Source organism: Sphingobacterium sp. Lzh-3, from assembly GCF_046764375.1.
In the GTDB taxonomy this organism is placed as follows: Bacteria; Bacteroidota; Bacteroidia; order Sphingobacteriales; family Sphingobacteriaceae; genus Sphingobacterium.
This window is the reverse complement of record NZ_CP177226.1, coordinates 3,081,250-3,100,366: the sequence shown is the minus strand read 5'-3', so window position 1 is coordinate 3,100,366 and position 19,117 is coordinate 3,081,250. Positions and strand designations below refer to the sequence as shown.

Annotated in this window: 15 protein-coding genes and 1 pseudogene; 11 read left to right on the top strand and 5 right to left on the bottom strand. The window is 45.3% G+C overall.

Going from position 1 to position 19,117, the window contains the following annotated elements:
• Positions 1–10: 10 nt before the first annotated feature.
• From ACLCDV_RS12945 to ACLCDV_RS12925, 5 genes are all read left to right on the top strand, one after another.
• Positions 11–718 (top strand): RraA family protein, encoded by a 708-nt coding sequence (locus ACLCDV_RS12945; protein WP_411973920.1) that lies wholly within the window; start codon positions 11–13, stop codon positions 716–718.
• Positions 705–3,611, top strand: coding sequence for a glycoside hydrolase family 2 TIM barrel-domain containing protein (locus tag ACLCDV_RS12940; RefSeq protein ID WP_411973919.1), 2,907 nt, complete (start codon positions 705–707; stop codon positions 3,609–3,611). The genes ACLCDV_RS12945 and ACLCDV_RS12940 overlap by 14 nt, the downstream gene beginning before the upstream one ends.
• 12 nt (positions 3,612–3,623) lie before the next feature.
• Entirely contained in the window at positions 3,624–4,790 is a 1,167-nt protein-coding gene (locus tag ACLCDV_RS12935) for a mandelate racemase/muconate lactonizing enzyme family protein (protein ID WP_411973918.1), read from the top strand.
• A 12-nt stretch (positions 4,791–4,802) separates the two neighbouring features.
• Positions 4,803–5,594 carry an SDR family NAD(P)-dependent oxidoreductase gene (locus ACLCDV_RS12930; protein ID WP_411973917.1) on the top strand — a complete coding sequence of 264 codons (792 nt, stop codon included), beginning with the start codon at positions 4,803–4,805 and terminating at the stop codon, positions 5,592–5,594.
• Between the two features lie 85 nt (positions 5,595–5,679).
• On the top strand, positions 5,680–6,558 hold the full coding sequence (locus ACLCDV_RS12925; RefSeq protein ID WP_411973916.1) for an SMP-30/gluconolactonase/LRE family protein: 879 nt from the start codon (positions 5,680–5,682) through the stop codon (positions 6,556–6,558).
• 161 nt (positions 6,559–6,719) lie between these two features.
• Here ACLCDV_RS12925 and ACLCDV_RS12920 read toward each other — a convergent pair whose 3' ends face one another.
• Entirely contained in the window at positions 6,720–7,655 is a 936-nt protein-coding gene (locus tag ACLCDV_RS12920; protein ID WP_411973915.1) for a 1-phosphofructokinase family hexose kinase, read from the bottom strand.
• Between the two features lie 212 nt (positions 7,656–7,867).
• Between ACLCDV_RS12920 and ACLCDV_RS12915 the strand changes: the two genes are divergently transcribed.
• On the top strand, positions 7,868–9,247 hold the full coding sequence (locus tag ACLCDV_RS12915; RefSeq protein ID WP_411973914.1) for a L,D-transpeptidase family protein: 1,380 nt from the start codon (positions 7,868–7,870) through the stop codon (positions 9,245–9,247).
• A 76-nt stretch (positions 9,248–9,323) separates the two neighbouring features.
• Here ACLCDV_RS12915 and ACLCDV_RS12910 read toward each other — a convergent pair whose 3' ends face one another.
• The 3 genes from ACLCDV_RS12910 to ACLCDV_RS12900 all read right to left on the bottom strand — a co-directional run bounded on the left by ACLCDV_RS12910 (position 9,324) and on the right by ACLCDV_RS12900 (position 11,563).
• Positions 9,324–9,890, bottom strand: a complete 567-nt coding sequence (locus ACLCDV_RS12910; protein WP_411973913.1) for a hypothetical protein — start codon at positions 9,888–9,890, stop codon at positions 9,324–9,326.
• A gap of 56 nt (positions 9,891–9,946) precedes the next feature.
• Positions 9,947–10,336 carry a DUF1398 domain-containing protein gene (locus ACLCDV_RS12905; protein ID WP_411973912.1) on the bottom strand — a complete coding sequence of 130 codons (390 nt, stop codon included), beginning with the start codon at positions 10,334–10,336 and terminating at the stop codon, positions 9,947–9,949.
• A 264-nt stretch (positions 10,337–10,600) separates the two neighbouring features.
• Entirely contained in the window at positions 10,601–11,563 is a 963-nt protein-coding gene (locus tag ACLCDV_RS12900; protein WP_411973911.1) for an aldo/keto reductase, read from the bottom strand.
• Positions 11,564–11,668: 105 nt separating this feature from the next.
• On the opposite strand from ACLCDV_RS12900, the gene ACLCDV_RS12895 reads away from it, so the two are divergent.
• Positions 11,669–12,010 (top strand): winged helix-turn-helix transcriptional regulator, encoded by a 342-nt coding sequence (locus ACLCDV_RS12895; protein WP_153848237.1) that lies wholly within the window; start codon positions 11,669–11,671, stop codon positions 12,008–12,010.
• Positions 12,011–12,117: 107 nt separating this feature from the next.
• Here the strand turns inward: ACLCDV_RS12895 and ACLCDV_RS12890 are convergent.
• Positions 12,118–12,480: pseudogene (locus tag ACLCDV_RS12890) on the bottom strand (alpha/beta hydrolase fold domain-containing protein); the annotation flags it as partial.
• A gap of 176 nt (positions 12,481–12,656) precedes the next feature.
• On the opposite strand from ACLCDV_RS12890, the gene ACLCDV_RS12885 reads away from it, so the two are divergent.
• From ACLCDV_RS12885 to ACLCDV_RS12870, 4 genes are all read left to right on the top strand, one after another.
• Positions 12,657–13,736 (top strand): PAS domain-containing sensor histidine kinase, encoded by a 1,080-nt coding sequence (locus ACLCDV_RS12885; protein ID WP_343566649.1) that lies wholly within the window; start codon positions 12,657–12,659, stop codon positions 13,734–13,736.
• Between the two features lie 230 nt (positions 13,737–13,966).
• Positions 13,967–14,335, top strand: coding sequence for a hypothetical protein (locus ACLCDV_RS12880; RefSeq protein WP_411973910.1), 369 nt, complete (start codon positions 13,967–13,969; stop codon positions 14,333–14,335).
• Positions 14,336–14,443: 108 nt separating this feature from the next.
• A complete protein-coding gene (locus ACLCDV_RS12875) occupies positions 14,444–15,802 on the top strand; it encodes a TolC family protein (protein WP_411973909.1) in 1,359 nt (452 codons plus the stop codon).
• Positions 15,803–15,808: 6 nt separating this feature from the next.
• The gene (locus tag ACLCDV_RS12870) at positions 15,809–18,982 is read left to right on the top strand and encodes an efflux RND transporter permease subunit (RefSeq protein ID WP_411973908.1); all 3,174 of its coding nucleotides are present in this window, start codon (positions 15,809–15,811) and stop codon (positions 18,980–18,982) included.
• The last annotated feature ends 135 nt before the right edge of the window (positions 18,983–19,117 follow it).

Sequence of the window (19,117 nt, the reverse complement as noted above, 5' to 3'; positions counted from 1 at the left end):
TGATATAAATATGAAAGAAAACTATCTGGTGGAATGGGCAAATGATGAAGAGCTCTTTGCGCTGATCCGTAAGGAACTTTTTACAGCTGTCATTGGGGATGTGATGGACAAAATGGGATTGCTTCATCAATTTCTGCCACCGAATATAAGACCGTTAAAATCAGATTTGTTTTTAATTGGTAGGGCGATGACGGTATTGGAGGCCGACGTTTGCGGAAATGCTGAACAGCAGTCGAAGAATCCTGTATTGGCTAAATCATTTGGATTTATGCTGGAAGCCCTGGATGATCTGCGTCCGGGGGAGGTTTATATTTGCAGCGGCTCTTCGCCCGACTACGCGCTTTGGGGTGAGATTATGAGTGCGCGGGCCAAAACATTGGGTGCACATGGGGCAATTGTCAATGGCTATTCAAGAGATACCGTGGGGATTTTGGCACTCGAGTTTCCTTGTTTCTCGATGGGCTGTTATGCGCAGGATCAGGCACCGAGAGGAAAGGTTATTGACTGGCGTGTGCCAATCCGTTTTGGAAATGTCCTGATCAAGGATGGCGATATGCTGATCGGCGATATTGATGGTGTCTGCGTGGTACCACGCGAACACGAACAGGAGGTTTTTGCTCGAGCGTTTGAAAAAGCCAGAGCTGAAAAAGTCGTTTTGAACAAGGTTATGGAAGGCATGGGTGCCAAAGAAGCATTTGAAAAATATGGAATTATGTAAATTCAAACTGTCCAAAGGCAGCTGGTTGGCGCTGCTGTTGGCCTGTTCGTCCTTTGGAAATCTGTCGGCACAACAGGCTTCATCATTTTTGACGCCCTTACCCGATCAGTTGGCCACAAGTAAAATCAGTCGGATTCTGTTGAATGGACAGTGGAACTTCAAAGTAGCGAATACGAAGCCCGTGACCATTCAGGTACCGGGAGAGTGGGAAATGCAAGGCCAGCATGTCGCCGCGGGTGAGACGGCAGTGTATGAGCGCTCATTTGATATGCCCGACGATTGGGAAGGCAACCCAGCATACATTCGCTTTGACGGTGTCAGTTCACATGCGCTTGTCAAAGTAAACGATCAGGTAGTCGGTGAACATGAAGGTGGATTTGTCGCATTTCAGGTCGACTTAACAGGGAAAGTCAACAAAGGAAAAAATAAACTGACGGTAGAAGTTCAGGCAAATACCATCAGCGATATATTATCTTGTGTGTCTCAGTATGCAGTCCATACCGTGGGTGGGATTTTGCGCAAAGCAACGTTGTTTACAGTGCCTAAAGTACATATTTCGGATGCAGCGGTTGCAACAGATTTCGATTCAAAATATGTCCATGCAACGCTTAAACTTGGGGGGCTGGTGCAAAATAGCTCGGACCGGCAGCAGCAGGTTCAATTGCGCTACGTACTCCGAGATGCCAATGGCAAGACAGTTCTTGAAAAATCCTCCGACAAGATTCAGCTTGGCGTAGGGAGCCATAAACAGATCGAAAGTCTACTAGCGGTAAAAAAACCGATGCACTGGTCGGCCGAGACTCCTTACCTCTATGTGTTGGAAACGGCATTGATTGTGGATGGCAAGGCGATACAGACCAATAAACAAAAGGTTGGATTTCGTGAAATTGAAGTCGTCAAAAATCAGCTGATGCTAAACGGTAAACCTGTCAAATTGAGAGGAGTTAATAGGCATGCTGTACATCCGCTGAATGGCCGAGCTGCCGATCCGGCAATAGATCGGCAGGACGTTGTTTTATTTAAACAGGCCAATGTCAATTATATCCGTACCTCGCACTATCCGCCATCAGAAGAATTTTTGAATGCGGCAGACGAGTTGGGAATGTATGTCGAGAGTGAGGCTGCTTTGAGCTGGATTCAGCACCATGCTTCACCAATCTGGCGGAAATGGGATTACAGGGATAAGCGTTTCTTGCCGGTTATGCTGGGCGCAAACATCGATAATGTATTGAGCAACCGCAATCACCCTTCGATCTTATTCTGGTCTCTGGGCAATGAATCGCATTGGAGCCCGCTTTGGTCCGAGGTCAATACACGTGTAAAGGCCTTGGATCCAACGCGTCCAACCAGTTTTCATGATCAGACCTGGGGTGGATTTAATAATGGCGGAAGTAAAGCGGATATTGCCAATTACCATTATCCGGGTATCAATGGCCCGGCGGCCACCGATAGCATGAAAAGACCGACTTTATTTGGTGAATATGCCCATTTGTCGACTTATAACAGGCGTGAATTGTTAACCGACCCTGGTATCCGCGAGGCTTATAATGCACCCTTAGTGACTTTTGTAGATTCCATCTATAAGCATTCGGCCAACTTGGGGGGCGCGATATGGAGCGGTATCGATGATACCTTTCATCTACCCGATGGACGTATTGTAGGGTATGGACCTTGGGGGCCAATTGATGGATGGCGTAGACCGAAACCGGAGTATTTTGGAATGAAAAAGGCTTATTCGCCGATCAGGATCGGTACACCGCAATGGAAGAAAGGTAAAGTGGTGGTTACGATTGAAAACAGATATGATTTTCTTTCCCTTGACCAGCTCAAACTCGTCGCCATAGTAGATGGTAAGGAAGTTCCCTTTAAGGCGGCAATAGGACCGCGGACCAGCGGCGAGGTCATTTTACCGATCCAAGCTGAATATGGCTCATTGCGAATTATTGCTATGGACAATCAGCAAATTGAGGTTGAAAATGAGCTTTTTGAGAAAGGTGCCAAAAATCAGGAAAAGTTTTCGGCTACGGAACTACAGCTCAAACAAGATTCGGCGTATATTTATGTAAAGCAGGGAAATGTGGATTATACGTTCAGCCGAACCTATGGGAAATTGCTTGCTGTTCGCAAAGATGGTGAGCTGATTTTGACGAAGGGCCCCACCGTAGCGCTCATCGAAGCAAATGCGGAAGATGGCGGTAAGCCAAATGTTGCAGGAGAGACCTATCAAAATAACATTGTGCCATTGAAGCAGTATGAGCAGTATACCTTATTTGCGGATGCCGCAGAAGCCAGTCAGACTGGCGACAGTATAAGTGTTCGCATGGACCTGCGGTATCAGAATGGCACCGGAAAGCAAAAATTTGTTTTCCTTAACAATGGTCTTTTGCAGGTGGAGTATGAAATGGTCTATCAGCAGGGGCAAGAAATGGATCTTTATCAGGCCGGTCTGATGCTCGGATTGCCTTTGTCCTACGATAGATTGGCCTGGTCACGAAATGGATCATTTTCCACTTATCCTGCCAATCATATCGGACGCAATGAGGGCGAGGCTGTATTGCATGCCGCACCATTGTATGAAGTAGAAGAGCATGGTAAACCACAAGCAAAAGATTGGAAAGATGATGCCAATATATTGGGCTCGAACGACTTTAGGTCGACCAAAGGAAATATTTATTGGGCAAGTTTGCGTAGCCCTGCCGCAACGGTTAAGGTGTTGTCGAACGGCCAGCAGCATGCAAGGGCCTGGAAACAGGATCAACAGATACAATGGTTGATAGCCGATTATTCGAATAACGGATCGGAACCTTTTTATGGATCGCCGCACAGCTATGGACGCAAAAAGCTAAAAAAAGGCGATAAGTTAAGTGGACAGATTATTCTTAAGATAAATTAAAATAGTAGAACAATGAAGATTATAGATGTTAAAGTCTGGCTGGTTGAAGGCGTAAAATATAATTGGACTTTAATCAAAATTTATACCGATACTGGTCATACAGGTGTGGGCGAAGCGACCAACTGGCCCGGCAGTCCCATTGTATATGAGGCCGCTAAGCATGTGGGGCAGCGCATCATTGGTCTGGACGCGATGAAAACAGATTTTATCTGGACCAAACTCTACCGCGATCTCAATTGGATTGGACCTTATGGTGCAAGCATGTGTGCTATTTCGGGTATTGACATGGCACTATTGGATTTGAAAGGCAAGGTGCTCGGCGTACCTTGTTATGAACTGTTGGGTGGTGCTTTCCGTAAAGAGATTCTGTTGTATGCCAATTATTGGTTTACCGGTGGCGGACATAATCCCGAAGATTATGCTCGACAAGCGCAAGCAGTCAAAGCAGCTGGGTTTACAGGTTTAAAGTTTGACCCATTTGCGCATACAAACTATCTTTATGGGGAAGATCTGGCCGCAAACCTGACTTTGACCGCCGAACAGCAGGACCTGGCCTTTGAGGTGAGTAAAGCGGTTCGTGATGGAGTTGGACCCAATTTTGATATCATGATCGAAACACATGCCATGCTCAATTATCGTGTCGCTGTACAGATGGCGCAACGTCTTTCTGAACTGAATATTACCTGGTACGAGGAGCCTGCAGGGCCAGAAAATGCAGACAACCTGCGTGCCATGCGGGAGCGCATTCCGTCCAATGTCTCGATCTGTGTGGGCGAAAGACATTATACCCGTCATGGCATTCGACCGGTATTGGAAAAAAATATCTGTGATATTATGATGCCTGATATTACGCGTTGTGGTGGGCCTTCCGAAATGAAGCGTATGGCCACCATGATGGAAGCATACAATGTGTTATTGGCACCACACAACCCCAATGGACCACTTTCCACATTGGCCAGTGCGCATGTCTGTGCTTCGGTGCCTAATTTCTTTCGGCAGGAATTTATGTTCAATGATGTGCCCTGGCGCGATGAAGTCATTGACCATCCGATTAAGGATATGGTGAAAAATGGCCACTTGGTCTTGAGCGAAAGACCGGGATTGGGGGTGGATTTGATCGAAGAGGAAATGCTCAAACATCCAGGGATATTGGAGGCAAGGCCAGGTTTTTATGTGTAATTTTAATCGTAGATGGCATTTACAATTGATTTAACGGGCAAGGTTGTCCTGATCACAGGCGGAACCTCGGGCATTGGACTGGGAGCAAGTCTGCAATTTGCAGCGGCGGGTGCAACCGTTATAGCCTGTGCCGAATTAGCGGTCGATGACCCGGCAGTGGCTTCATTTTTTGCAGCAATGGAACCTTATCGGCAACGAACATTTTATTATGCGGCTGATGTGTCCAATGAGGCTGCTATTCAGGAATTGGCTGTGCTCCTTCAACAGGAGCACGGCCGTTTGGATATACTGCTTTCGAATGCAGGTCAGAATATATTCAAAGGCTTGGATGCGTGTACGCTAGCAGATTGGAATCGCAATAATAATTTAAACCTCGCTTCACATTGGTTGCTGGCACGAGCCTTAAAACCACTGATGACCCAAGCTTCACCGGGTGTGATTATTGTCATGGCTTCTAACCATGCTTATGCCTCCATACCCGGTTGCTTTCCTTATAACGTAAGCAAAGGGGCACTCCTTTCACTCGTTAGGGCCATGGCTATCGAATGGGGGCCAGCGATCCGTACGGTTGGACTTGCACCTGGGTTTATTGATACGCCCGGCAATCAAAATTGGTTTGACAGTTTTCCGGATGCCGATGCCGAAAGACAAAAGACAGTCGATAGACATCCAGTCAAGAAATTAGGTACAACTGAAGAGATCGGTGGCTGGTGTGTTTTTCTAGCTAGTACCTACGCTTCCTTTGCAAGTGGAAGTACCTATTTAGTTGATGGAGGAAGAAGTGCATTAATGCAAGAGGATTAAGCCCCAACGTGAACTTGCCTACTTAATAAAATAATATTAACCTCAAGAAGAAATTGCCGATCAGGTTGGGCATAGCAAAATGGTGATGAAGAATAATTTAAAAGAAGCAGCAGTCTTTTTGCATACCGAATGTCTGCTGGGGGAAGGCATGGTATGGAGCCCGCAGGATAACAGTTTGTATTGGGTGGATATTTTGCAAAAGCGTATTCATACCTATCAGTTGGAAAGCAAGAAGTCGGCTTACTGGGAATTGCCAGGTTATGTAAGCAAGATTGTGCCTTGGCCAGATGGATCGGGTAAATTTCTTGTGGCCATGCAGCAAGGGTTAGCTATTTGGACAAGGGAAACGCAAGATTTGACGATCGTAGCTGAGCTAGATGCTAGGGCTGGGCAAATCCGTACCAATGATGGTGGAGTAGATCCTGAGGGTAATTTTTGGTTCGGAACGATGCACATGCAAGCTTTGCCGGATGAGGGGAAACTTATGCGTTTCTCCAACGGGATTTTGGAGACTGTTATTCCTGCAGTGACGATTCCCAATGGTATTGTATGGCCCAGTGGTAGTCCTTATTTTTACTTTATCGATACCTACACCCGCGAAATCCGTCGTTACGCAGCGTATAACACAGGTGAGTCGGTGAGGGCAGGAGCGAAGCCCTACAGTACAATCGTACGCGTACCCCATGAGCTGGGCATGCCCGACGGCATGTGCCTGGGACCCGATGGGCATCTCTGGGTTGCACATTGGGGCGGTTTTGCCGTTTGCAAGTGGCATATTGAAACAGGTGAACTGTTGGATAAAATAAGGGTGAATGCGCCGCATGTAACTTCCTGTTGTTTTGGTGGTCCTACAGGGACCGAATTGTTTATCAGCACGGCTAGGGAAGGACTGACAACCGCACAATTGGAGTCTTTTCCTCTCAGCGGAAAAGTGTTTCATTTTAATTTAAGCGAGGGGAATTAGCCTATTATTACAGCTACAGGAGGGCCATGTCAGTTTCGCTACAAGTAGGTTATTGGCGAAACTGAGTAAAAGCAAAAGATGAGTAGAACAAAAAAGGCGCACAGGATTGTGCGCCTTTTTGTAAGGCAACATCGTCATTTGTAAGGCAACATCCTCAATTTTTACCTTTTTTTTATTTCCGAAAACAGCCGATCCACATCTTTCTTAGCGAACAGTCCGGTTCCCTGCGCCATCGTCGTCGCCGAACCGCAGGCGATTCCCATCTGAAGGACATGCTCCAGATCGCCTTGTTGGGCTAAGACAGAAACCATTCCGGCAACCATACTGTCACCTGCGCCCACCGTACTACGTACCTTGACCAGCGGGGAAGGCAGCTGGATTCTTTCTGTTTCTGAATACAATATAGCGCCTTGGGCACCCAGAGAGACCACGATTAGCGTAGCCTTCCCCTGCGAAATTAGCTGCTGGGCGGCCATATCCAGATCGGAATGCCCCAATTCCTCTTTTCCAACAAGTGCAGCAAGCTCTCCGGCATTCGGTTTGATTAAAAAGACACCTTCCTCCAATGCAAGGCGAAGTGCATCACCCGATGTATCAATGATTATTTTACTGCCCTTCGTTTTGTACGTATTGATCAGTGATCGTATAAATTCGGACGGTACCCCAGCCGGAATACTACCGCTGATAACGACAAAATCCGGAGTATAGGTTAGTTCCTCGATTAAAGAACTGATCCCTTCCAGCTCGTTGGATTCAAACTCTTCGCCTGGAAACCCGAACCGATATTGCTGATTGGTTGCGCTGTCAACCACAATAAAATTTTCGCGGGTCTCGCCATTCACCCGAATAGGATCTATAGCAATATCTTCCAGCTTCAATAAGCTTTCGAGCAAACTGCCTGTCTTTCCGCCGGATGTAAAAAGAGCAGTTGAAGCCAGACCAAGTCTTTTCAGGGCACGAGATACATTAATTCCTCCGCCACCAGGCTGATATATAGGTTTTTCACAGCGCAATTTCTTTTCAGGAACGATATGTGGTACGCTGGTACTCTTGTCTACGGATGGATTCAGGGTGATTGTTAAAATAGATTTTGCCATTTGTTTATGTTATAACTGTAGTATGTTCACTTTACTGCCTTCTGAATACGACCAATTATATAAAAAATAATTGATATTATATAACCTATAATGGATTATAAATCAGAACTTTGTTTATACTATTCGATCACTTTGAAGGTTTAGCCATCCTAACACAAATTCGGAGATAGGGGTGGGTGGATGTCGAAATTTTAAACATAAAATTAGATATCATGAAAGCGGTTAAGTATTTTGTAGTTATTTTTTTCTCTATTTTCTGCACTGCGATCTGCGCACAGGATGTCAATATAGGTGCAGAAATTAAAGCAGCGCTAGAGAACAGTACGTATCTTTCCAAGCTGAATTATCCAAAATCGGTTTTCAGGTTCTATACGGATAATTATTCAGGATATCATTGGACAGATACTCGGCAATGGCAAGAACAATCGAAAATAGCGCTGTTACTGCTAACGAAGGCAGATCACTATGGCCTCTCACTGTCCGATTACCATCTAGAAGCACTTTCTTTGGAAAAATTAGACCAATGGCGAGACTTTCCCTCCGAAAAAAATAAGAAGGAAAGAACGCGCTTTGATATACTGCTCACCGATGGCTTAATTACCTTTATTAATGACCTTCACTTTGGAAAATATAATCCTTTATACCAAAAAACTCAGATTGATACCAGTAGGATCAATGGATTTTGTGCAGATGAAATATTAGCGATAGCGCGAATGCAGGCAGATTTCCAGGGAGCAATACTTAAGGCCCAGCCTAATTTAAAAGCCTATACTGATCTTCAGACTTATCTAGATCGTGCACAAAGGGCAAATGATCGTATTGTTTCTCCGACCGAAATGGGGAAGATCATCATAAATATGGAACGCCTGAGATGGATCAATACGCAAAGTGCCTACTATATTATGGTCAATATCCCTTCATATATATTGGAGCTACATCAGGGCGGCGAGATGTTCGGCTTTAAGGTTGTAGTAGGAAAGTCAACAACAAAAACGCCTGTTTTGGAAAGTGAAATCAGTTATTTTTCAACGGCACCAGACTGGCGGGTTCCACAAAGTATTTTCCGTAAGGAAATGCTGCCCGAAATGATGAAAGATAAAAGCTACCTAGCTGATCATAATTACTCGATCTATGACGGATCGGGCAATAAAGTCACCGTGAATGCATCAACATTAAGGCAGATCAATGATAATCCTAATAACTATAGTATAACGCAATCCTCGGGTCAGGAAAACGCATTGGGTGCCGTTATCTTTAGATTTGAAAATCCGTATGCCGTATACCTTCATGATACCGCTCAGAAACAATTTTTTGATCGCGAGAAAAGGGCACTCAGCCATGGCTGTGTACGTGTGGAAAATGCGGATCGTCTGGCCGCCATGCTATTGGCATACGATGGTGCAGCGTATAAAATTTCAGCGCTGGAAAACGCAATACGATCTTACGAAAAGAGAGATTTTGTGCTGAGTGAGCCCGTACCTATTATAATTACATACCTGACCTGCCTTATAAAAAACGGAAAGCTTATTTTTTACACAGATATTTACCAATTTGACAAATCGCTGGAAGACAGATTTAATAAAAATAGATAATACCATCAGGAAAATAGACCGTCAGCCACGTAAGATCTTCGGTTTCGTCAACATGGCCTGCCTCAGCTCATTTGAATCATTGCTGTTGGTAGATGAGGTCTTTGCTTAGGCAATGTTCTTCCCAGGGCATCGTTATAAGCCGACTATGGGCATTTTGGGGAATGATACTTTTTGATGTCGGCAGGTAAAAATGGTTTTTATTTCCACTGCTCAGGGTATCGCGTAGATCGGGGATCTTTTTGAGGTTGCGCTGCAAGGCAGCAAAAAATGCTTTTGCCGATTTGTCCGCTTGCTTCATGATCTGACGCAGGTGGATAATTTCCCTTGTCCGGTCCGTTTCATAGCCCCCGCTTCCTGCAATGGTATATTCGGCGACAGGTGAATCATAGAAGACACCGGAATCTACGCTGGTTTCCTGATCTGGAAAAGGATAGGTGGACAGGAAAAATTCCTGATAATCCGCTGATGAAAAGCTTTCCAGAAACGCCGACGGATTTTCCTTGCTGTATTTCAGATAACTCCGTTTGCCTGAACGACGGTTTATCTTCTCCATATAGGCGTGCGCCTGATGTTTTTCCATCGTTTCTCCGCAGTACTGAAAAAACAGCTCGGCAGGTATCGCAATCCAAAAGTATTGACCCATTTTCTTTTATGTATTTAATTTAACTTCGATGTGTATTTGCGCAATTGCGGATTGTGTTACTGTGGTATTTGTTCTGCTAGAATTTCGTTTCCAGCCTTATCGTAATATACACAGCTCATCTTGTCTAAATCAACAGTCCATTTTTCGATACCGCATGTTGCACACATCGCCATAAAAGTGGGGTAATCTGTTTTGCCCTGTTGATGCTCTTTTAACCCCTGTTTGAATTTTTCGGCATCAACAAGGTCAGCAATAGTCAAAGGTTCATTAGCTGAAGGAGAACTGGTTTTATAGTGATTATCTCCATAATAATCGGAGTGTCCATCCGCAACAAAAACGTCGTAAGCGGTAACACCTAATTTTTTGATGTCCCGGATATAGGCCGGAAAGTCAGCGCCTGATTTTACGTTGCTATGAGCAGCTTCAATTTGTTCTATTGTAAACATGTTTTCTTGATTAACAGCTGTTAAACCCCGCTCCAATATTCTCCCATTTAATAGTAAAGTAAATATACTAAAGAATCTCTTTAGCTCCCTTATATTCCAACTGCGATACTGCTGCTATAATTCATGCTGTTCACTAAAATAGGATCACTTTTGGATATACGGCGCAGTTTTAGGTTCAAATTTAGCTCGTACACTTTAAGAATTACTATCGATTCCATTTTATGTTATCTCTTTCTTAGTTATATTAGATTCTACCTTTCAAATTCAACCTCGTACAGTATTCAGCAGATCGTGCGGATACCCGAGGCTAATGGAGCTTAAAGCGTCCAGTTTGGTCAGCTCATCAGCTGTCAAATTAATTTCAGTAGCGCTAATAATTTGCTCAAATTGATTGCTATTGCGTGCTCCCAGTAATGGAAATGCCTCTTTTGATAAATTCCACGCAAATGCAATCTCACCGGGTGTTGCTTCATATTTTTCCGCGATTAATACCAGTTCATCAATGATCAGTTTGGTTTTCTCGTCCTCCGAATATTCAGCGCCAGAAGAATGACTGATGCGCCCGGCTTCTCCTTTTCTATATTTTGCGGTCAACAGTCCGCCAGCCAGTGGCGAGTACATCATCACACCAAGACCAAATTCCTTAGCCATCGGGATCAGTTCACGGTCTGGGGTACGCTGTAATAAATTATATTCAATTTGTAAAGCCGTTAATTTCGTTGCTGATGCAATGGCCGATGCTTTCCATGCCGGGAAATTGCTGAGCCCCGCATACACTATTTTCCCTTCGCTGACCAAATCCTGAAGTCCCAAAGCTATTTCTTCCCATGGAGTTACACCATCATCATAATGCGGCATATAAATATCGATATAGTCCGTCTTCAGTCTTTTCAGACTTTGTTCAACAGCCTGTCGCATAGATTTACGGTTATTCCCAAAATTACTGATTGCAGGGTTGGGATCACTACTTCTAGTATATTTTGAACAGATAATAAAATTATTTCGCTGTCCCTTTAAATAGTTACCAACGATTTCTTCTGCCTCCCCAAATTGATAGACATCCGATATATCGATAAAATTACCACCCGCATCTGCATAAGCTGTTAAAATCTTTTTTGACTCTTCGGGATCGGCTCCATAGCCTTTTCTTGTTCCAAAGTTGGCGGCTCCTAAGATTATTTCACTGGCATGCAGTCCTGTTTTTGATCCAAATATCTTGTATTTCATATTTTTATATTTACTTTGCCGCTAAGTTAAGGGCATCAAGTAACCGTGTCAATTACGGATAAATTTATCTATACCCACTTTATGCCTTCGTAAAATATATCAGCTATGTACGAAAAAAAACTTCCGGTTAATTTAGATTGCGGTTTACATCTGTTTTTGCAGGTGGTTCAGGGCAAATGGAAAATAAACCTGCTCTGGGCCATTCATTCAGGTATCAAGCGTCCGGGTGAGTTGCAGCGGAAAATCCCCAATGCAACCCGTCGTGTACTTGATGTGCAGCTTGGTCAATTGATTGAACATGGATTAATCAATAAAGTCGTCTTTGATCAGCTTCCGCTGAAAGTAGAATATGAACTGACTGGGCTAGGGGAAAGCCTTATACCAGTCATTGCGGTAACGGCCCAATGGGGTGAGGATCATAGAAATGAATTGGAAAAGATTTTGTAAGAAATTCCGGTCATTAGGGGAAATACATGCTTAAGACGCTATTATAAACTTAAAAAACACCAAACAGTCAAACCATTTGGTGTTATTCTTTGGAAATGCAGGGTATTTTACTTCGCAAACAGTGCTTTTCGCAAAACAGTCGCTGCATCTAGCACAGATTCCTGTACAGCGTGGATATGCGCCAGCGGATTCAGCATCCCGTAATCGTGGATAAAGCCTTTATACTCTGTAAGAGTCGTTGGAACACCGGCATCATCCAATTTTCTTCCATAGGCGACACCCTCGTCATGCAGAATATCATTCTCGGCCACCTGAACAAGTGCAGGAGGCAAACCTTTCAGCTCTTCCAGAGAAGCTTTCAGTGGGGACGCGTATTTGTTGTCGCGTTCTTTTAAGTCAGGCAGGTAATTATCCCACATCCATTTCATCAACGGCGTTGTTAAAAACCGTTCCTGTGCAAATTTTGTGTACGATGCTCTGCTGAAGTCGGCGTGGAATAGTTTTTTTGCCCGTTTTGCTGACTAAATTAGCCGACAGACTTTCCCGAATTTTATAGGTTAATATAAGGTGTAAAATAATAAGGCTAATATTCTTACAATAAGTATCTTTACGTAATTGAAAAGCACTTTTAAATCCTAACAATTGTATGATTAACTTGCACGGTGCGGATTCTACCTTTACGGTATCCCAAAAACATCTTGCGCAGGCGCTCGCACAGGCCCGTATCGGCTTCTGGGAAGTTAGCCTTCGGGAAAAAAATTACATGTCCTGTACCGATCAATGCAAAAGAAATTTTGGGTGGGATACGGCAAAGGATTTTAGCTATAGTGATATGTTGGACTGTATTGTAAACGAAGATCGGGAAGCAATGCAGGCAAGTGTTACGAGGGCTATTGAACGGCATGTACCCTATACTGCACATTATCGTGTAAGGCATGGTGATGATAGCATCCATTGGATTGAGGCACGTGGATGGGTTACTTATGACGAGAATGGCTGCCCGCAGGTAATTTCAGGAACGACGCTAGATATTACAGAGAAAAAGGAGCTTGAAATCTTGCGCGATGAGATGTTGAGCATCGCCATGCATGAAATCAAGACGCCATTATCATCTGTCAAAGGAACTTTGCAGATTCTGGACAGGCAGTTGGCAGGGCAAGAAAATGCCCTGTCAAACAAACTGGTTCAAAATGCAGTCAAAGCCACCGACCGTATTAATCGTCTCCTTAATGAGATGGTCGCTCCAGTAATGGTAATGGCCAAAGGAATCGAACTCGATAAATCCAAGATAGATTTAACGCAGCTTATCCTTGAAATATGCCAAAATGCTGCGCTCATATTTCCCGATAGTGATATTCATTTGCATTTGCCCGATGATAGTGTATTTCTTGAAGCTGATGGTTATCGTATCGGACAGGTAATTGCCAACCTGATCAATAATGCAATTAAATATAGCGATAAAAAATCACCCATACACATCACGATGACAGCTGATCAGCATGCAGTATCGGTACTGGTAAGCGACCTTGGGATGGGAATAAAACCTGAGGATAGGAAAAAAGTATTTGAGAAATTTTATCGCTCCAATGGTCACAGTCATATTGAAGGTTTCGGTATCGGACTCTTTCTCTGCGCCGATATTATATTGCGGCATGGTGGTCAGATCCATGTGCTCGATAAAGAGGGGCCGGGCACCGATATCGCTTTTACCCTTCCGCATAAATGAAGGGAAATCTTCCATTAAATAAAACCTACCGAGCAGACTACAAGAAAAACTGGAGCAAGATTCTGGTTCACATTGCTAGTATTATTGGATTTTTGTGAGAGGCAATGTGATTGCAACATGATGTTTACAAAAGCTTTCGTTATGTCAATGTTACACTAGGCTACTTCGTCATTGTCTATATTTGTAATGTACGCAAATCAAAATGCTGTGCTTTAGATATCATACAACCTATGTTAAGACGAGTCATATTTCAATTTCTCTTACTGGTAAGCGCGATGCTGCTGATCGTGAAGCCTTTGATCGGATTTTCATTGTATCATCAGGCAAAGACACAGGGCGAGAATGAGTTTATCACCGTTATCAAGGCCTTTAGTAAACGAAAACAGGAGTACCTGGATTGGGTTGATGTAAATGATAGCGCCTGTCTGACGCTCTCGCCGCTTCGTCACTTTACCGCCAAAGTAAAGGCGTTTTTTATTACTCATTTTTTTAACACCTTCTTTCCAGATGCCGGCACCTTTACAGTTGGAAACTTCCTGTCTAAGGCATTATTGCCGCTCCAACGGCTATACCTCCGTCATCTTCAGCTGACTTTATGATAAAAAAGCCATTTTAATCGTATGAAGTGGCTCCAATGGAGCTGCAAACATTCATCTATTTTAAAATAAGCTTTTTATATGTTTCAGAAACTTGTCCTTATGGGGCATGTGCTGCTCTGCTGTAGCTTTTTTTGCTATGGCCAGGAGAATCATGTGCCTATCAAACTCAATGCGCTGTTGTCTTCGGTAACGCAGCATGCGCCATCCCTACGCACCGACTACGTCCGTACACAGGTGCAGCAGGCGCGCGCCGTAGAAGTCAAAAACAACCGTCTGCCAAGCCTACAGCTCTCTTATCAGGCAGACGTCGGATCAAATAATAATGTGCCGGGGCCTTACTTCGGTTTTGGCTTGGTACCGACCAATAATGGTGGTATACGTCCCAATAATAACTATCAGGCTGTGAGCAGCAATCTTGGCATTGCTGCTTTTCAGTGGGAGGTCTATAATTTTGGTCAATTCAATGCGCAGGACCAACTTGCGCAGGCGGAGGTGACCTTGGAGAACCGTCGTTTTGAACAGTCGAAGTATGACTTACAGTCCTTCACGATTTATAGTTATCTGCAGCTATTGAAATTGCATGACCTCATCGGTATCCAGTCGCGCAGTATAGCCCGTAATCAGGAAATACGGCAATCGATCTTTGCCCTGGTCAAAAGTGGTATCCGGGCAGGCGTGGATACCAGTATGGCCGATGCTGAAATATCGCGTAGCCAACTTGGTCTCATTGAACTGGATAACCAGCAACAGCAATTACAAATTCAACTGGCTACGCTAGCGGGTATGACCCCAGCGCAGATTGTAGCGGATACCACAGCGGAAAAGATTCTTTTCGAACAGGTAAAGAACGCGCCGATTGAACTGGATGGCGGCCGTCAGCACCCTATGATCGCCTATTATAATGCGTTGTTCGACAAGACGAAGATGGAAGAAAAGCTGGTTGCCAACAGTTACCGTCCCAAGCTGTTTCTCTCGGGGGCTGTATGGGGCAGGGCATCCAGTGTGCAAAGCGACAATAGTTATGGTTCGCTCGCCGATGGCTTTGGGCTGCAACGCGCTAACTACCTTGTTGGTCTAGGAATCAACTACAACCTGTTTGATCTGCGCCGCAAAAAGGTAAAACTCAATACGCAGCGTCTTATGGTGGACGAGGCCGGGCAAAAGGTACAGGAACAACAGGCCAACATCGCCATGAATATTGCACAATCTACCACTGAAGTGGCAACTGCAGAAAGACGTTTGAAGGAAATTCCGCGTCAGACCAAAGCTGCCAATGCCGCCTACCGCCAGAAGTTTTCCCTATATAAAAATGGTCTCATCGATATTGTGGAGGTCAACGTTGCACAGAACATGCTCAATCAGGCAGAGCGCGATTACATCACCGCCAAGTATAATTATTATCTGGCATTGTTCCACCAGGTGGTGGCACAGAACAATGTCGATGGCTTTCTTCAACTTTTTAACTAATTACTTATGTCACTAGTCACAGCTGCTTTACGAAGGCCGATTACCACAGTGATCATCACCCTGAGCCTACTGCTCTTTTCGGTACTCGCTGTACTGAAAATACCGATTGATATCTTTCCGCAGCTCAATTCACCGACCATTTACGTCATTGAATCTTACGGCGGGATGTCTCCCCAGCAGATGGAAGGTTTTTTCTCCTCCCGGATGCAGGATCAGTTTCTCTATGTCAATGGAATCAAGAATATATCCGCCAAAAATATTCAGGGACTTACGCTCCTGAAACTTAGTTTTTACGAAAATACCGATATGGCCGAAGCCTCAGCGCAGGTAGCACTGCAGGTAAACCGCGCCATGAAGTTTTTTCCGCCAGGGGCGCTGCCGCCACAGGTGGTCCGTTTTGACGCTTCCTCCTTACCGGTGGGCCAACTGGTGCTATCTTCGAAGACAAGAAGCCTCAAGGAGATTTACGATATGGCGAGTACTCTGGTGCGGCCCATGTTTTATGCAGTACCGGGTCTCTCTGCACCGCCACCTTTTGGCGCCAACTCCAGGACGATTACGGTCAATGTTGACCCCAATAAATTGCGGAGCTACAACCTGACCGCCGACGAGGTGGTGATGGCATTATCGAAATTTAACGTGATGTCACCATCCGGTAACCTGCACCTCAACAACACGATGTATGTGACAACCATCAATTCACTGATCAAGAATGTCGCAGATTTTGCTGATATCCCTATTCTGACAAAAAATGGAATTCCGATTTATATCAAAGATGTCGCACGCGTATCGGACGCCTCGGACGTGACGGTAAGTTATGCACTGATCAATGGCCGGCGCTCTGTTTATATCCCTGCCGTTAAGACATCGGATGCGTCCACCTGGGCAGTGGTCAGCAACCTCAAGGCTAAGCTGCCGGAAATCCAGAATCTGCTGCCCGAGGATGTGAAGGTGTCTTATGAATTTGACCAATCAGTAGCGGTTATGAATTCGGTACAGAGCCTTTTGCACGAAGGGGGGCTCGGTGCTTTGCTCACCGGTCTCATGGTTCTCTTGTTTCTGCGCGACTGGCGGAGCAGCCTGATCGTAATCGTAACCATACCGGTGTCCATTCTGATCGGCGTCCTGCTACTGACATTGTTTGGCCAGACCATCAATATCATGACCTTGAGTGGTTTGGCCCTGGCCATCGGTATCCTCGTGGATCAGGCCACGGTGACCATCGAAAGCATACACCAGCATCAGGAACAGGGTACGCACAAACGTAAGGCGATCTACAATGCCTGTCAGGAGATTGCCGTGCCGCTGCTTTTGATCCTGTTCTGTATTTTAGCCGTATTTGCACCTTCTTTTATGATGACGGGAATTCCCCGGGCGATGTTTCTGCCCCTTTCTTTATCCATTGGATTGACGATGATCGCTTCGTACTTTATGGCGCAGACCTTGGTGCCTATTTTATCCAACTGGCTGCTCAAAGAGCATCATATCGGTCATTTTAAGTCAGACTCGCCGGGCTTTTTCGATAAGTTCAAAAAGCGTTATCGCTTCAATCTATACCGCTCCATGCGCCATAAGGGCAAAGTCATCATCGGTTATCTGATGCTGACGCTGGTGCTTGCGGCTGCGGCATTTGTGTATATCGGCAAGGACATGATGCCCAAAGTCAACAATGGGCAGTTTCAGCTAAGGATCAAAGAGCCCGATGGAACCCGGCTGGAGCGTACCGAAGAGTCCGTTAAACAGGTGCTGCAGGTAATCGATAGTACGGTGAACCATCAGGTCGCCATCAGTTCGGCCTATGTTGGTCTGGTGCCCAGCAGCTATGGAGTCAGCAACCTCTATGTATTTAATACCGGAACGCATGAAGCCGTGATCCAGGTGAACCTCAATGCAGACTATCATGTCAATATGGATGAACTCAAAGATGTTTTACGACGAAATATCCATTATAAACTACCCAAATTGCGCCTGAATTTTGAGCCTATCGATATGACCGAAAAGATTATGAGCCAGGGGGCTGCAACACCGATCGAGGTGCGCATAGCCGGAAAGAAAATGGACGAACTGAAGGTCTATGCCGATCAGGTTGTCAGCGCATTGCGGCACATCGACTATCTGCGTGATGTGCAGATCGCACAACCGCTGCGACTGCCAACCATTTCCATTGCAATCGACCGGCTCAAAGCATCCCAGCTTGGTCTGCAGATGGATGATATTGCTCGATCGGTAACGGCCAGCACTTCCTCGAGCCGGTTTACGCAGAAAATCCAGTGGCTCGATGAAAACAATACCTATACTTATCAAGTACAGGTGCAGGTGCCTGAATATGTGATGAATACAATGGACGAGCTACGCGAAATTCCGCTGGTGAAAGGGCAGCTCACACCGACCTTGGGTGATATAGCCACTTTTAATACACAGTATCTACCAGGTGAGTATGACCGGCAGGGGCCTAGGCGGTATTTGACCGTGATGGCAAATATCCATAAGAAAGACCTGGGAACGGCAACAACGGATGTGCAACAGGCTATTCGTGAACTCCCGGCTCCACCGCGTGGTGTTGTGGTGGAAATGAAAGGGATGTCGACACTATTGCTTGATACCATGGGTAGTTTGCAGTTGGGGCTTGCCTGTGCAGTTGTCGTTATATTTCTACTACTGGCAGCGAATTATCAGAGTGTGAAGCTTTCGCTGACCGCATTGGTGACTATTCCTGCGGTGATCCTTGGATCCTTGGCGATGCTATTGCTCACAGGGTCGACGCTCAATCTGCAATCCTACATGGGTATGATTATGTCTACTGGTGTCTCCGTAGCCAACGCTATTTTGATCGTGTCCAATGCGGAAGCACTACGATTGGATTTCCGTAATGCCAGGACGGCGGCGCTGGCCAGCGCGACAACGCGGCTACGTCCGATCCTGATGACCAGTATGGCAATGATTGCCGGAATGATTCCTATGGCCATGGGAATGGGGGAGACGGGTGAGCAGGCGGCACCATTGGGCCGGGCCGTGATCGGCGGTCTATTTGCCTCCACATTTGCTGCCCTATTTATCCTGCCGCCCCTGTTTGTGTGGATGAAGGAAAAATCCACGTTCGATTCCGAATCACTATTGCCGCAGGACGAACCCGATCATCAAAAGTTACTGGTCGAAAAAGACAAGTATAGTGTAAACTAAAAAAAATGTAGTGTTCTTTCAGAATTGAAACCCAGCAGTATAAACTAGGGCGATAAAGATGAAAGTGGCTATGCAACAGGAAGAGAATCGTATTTAAAGATAAAATCGCCCATGGCAGTGATGCCTTAAAGACAC

Coding starts and splice junctions, on each gene's coding strand:
- ACLCDV_RS12945 (WP_411973920.1), top strand. CDS start 11: ATGAAAGAAAACTATCTGGTGGAATGGGCAAATGATGAAGAGCTCTTT.
- ACLCDV_RS12940 (WP_411973919.1), top strand. CDS start 705: ATGGAATTATGTAAATTCAAACTGTCCAAAGGCAGCTGGTTGGCGCTG.
- ACLCDV_RS12935 (WP_411973918.1), top strand. CDS start 3,624: ATGAAGATTATAGATGTTAAAGTCTGGCTGGTTGAAGGCGTAAAATAT.
- ACLCDV_RS12930 (WP_411973917.1), top strand. CDS start 4,803: ATGGCATTTACAATTGATTTAACGGGCAAGGTTGTCCTGATCACAGGC.
- ACLCDV_RS12925 (WP_411973916.1), top strand. CDS start 5,680: ATGAAGAATAATTTAAAAGAAGCAGCAGTCTTTTTGCATACCGAATGT.
- ACLCDV_RS12920 (WP_411973915.1), bottom strand. CDS start 7,655: ATGGCAAAATCTATTTTAACAATCACCCTGAATCCATCCGTAGACAAG.
- ACLCDV_RS12915 (WP_411973914.1), top strand. CDS start 7,868: ATGAAAGCGGTTAAGTATTTTGTAGTTATTTTTTTCTCTATTTTCTGC.
- ACLCDV_RS12910 (WP_411973913.1), bottom strand. CDS start 9,890: ATGGGTCAATACTTTTGGATTGCGATACCTGCCGAGCTGTTTTTTCAG.
- ACLCDV_RS12905 (WP_411973912.1), bottom strand. CDS start 10,336: ATGTTTACAATAGAACAAATTGAAGCTGCTCATAGCAACGTAAAATCA.
- ACLCDV_RS12900 (WP_411973911.1), bottom strand. CDS start 11,563: ATGAAATACAAGATATTTGGATCAAAAACAGGACTGCATGCCAGTGAA.
- ACLCDV_RS12895 (WP_153848237.1), top strand. CDS start 11,669: ATGTACGAAAAAAAACTTCCGGTTAATTTAGATTGCGGTTTACATCTG.
- ACLCDV_RS12885 (WP_343566649.1), top strand. CDS start 12,657: ATGATTAACTTGCACGGTGCGGATTCTACCTTTACGGTATCCCAAAAA.
- ACLCDV_RS12880 (WP_411973910.1), top strand. CDS start 13,967: ATGTTAAGACGAGTCATATTTCAATTTCTCTTACTGGTAAGCGCGATG.
- ACLCDV_RS12870 (WP_411973908.1), top strand. CDS start 15,809: ATGTCACTAGTCACAGCTGCTTTACGAAGGCCGATTACCACAGTGATC.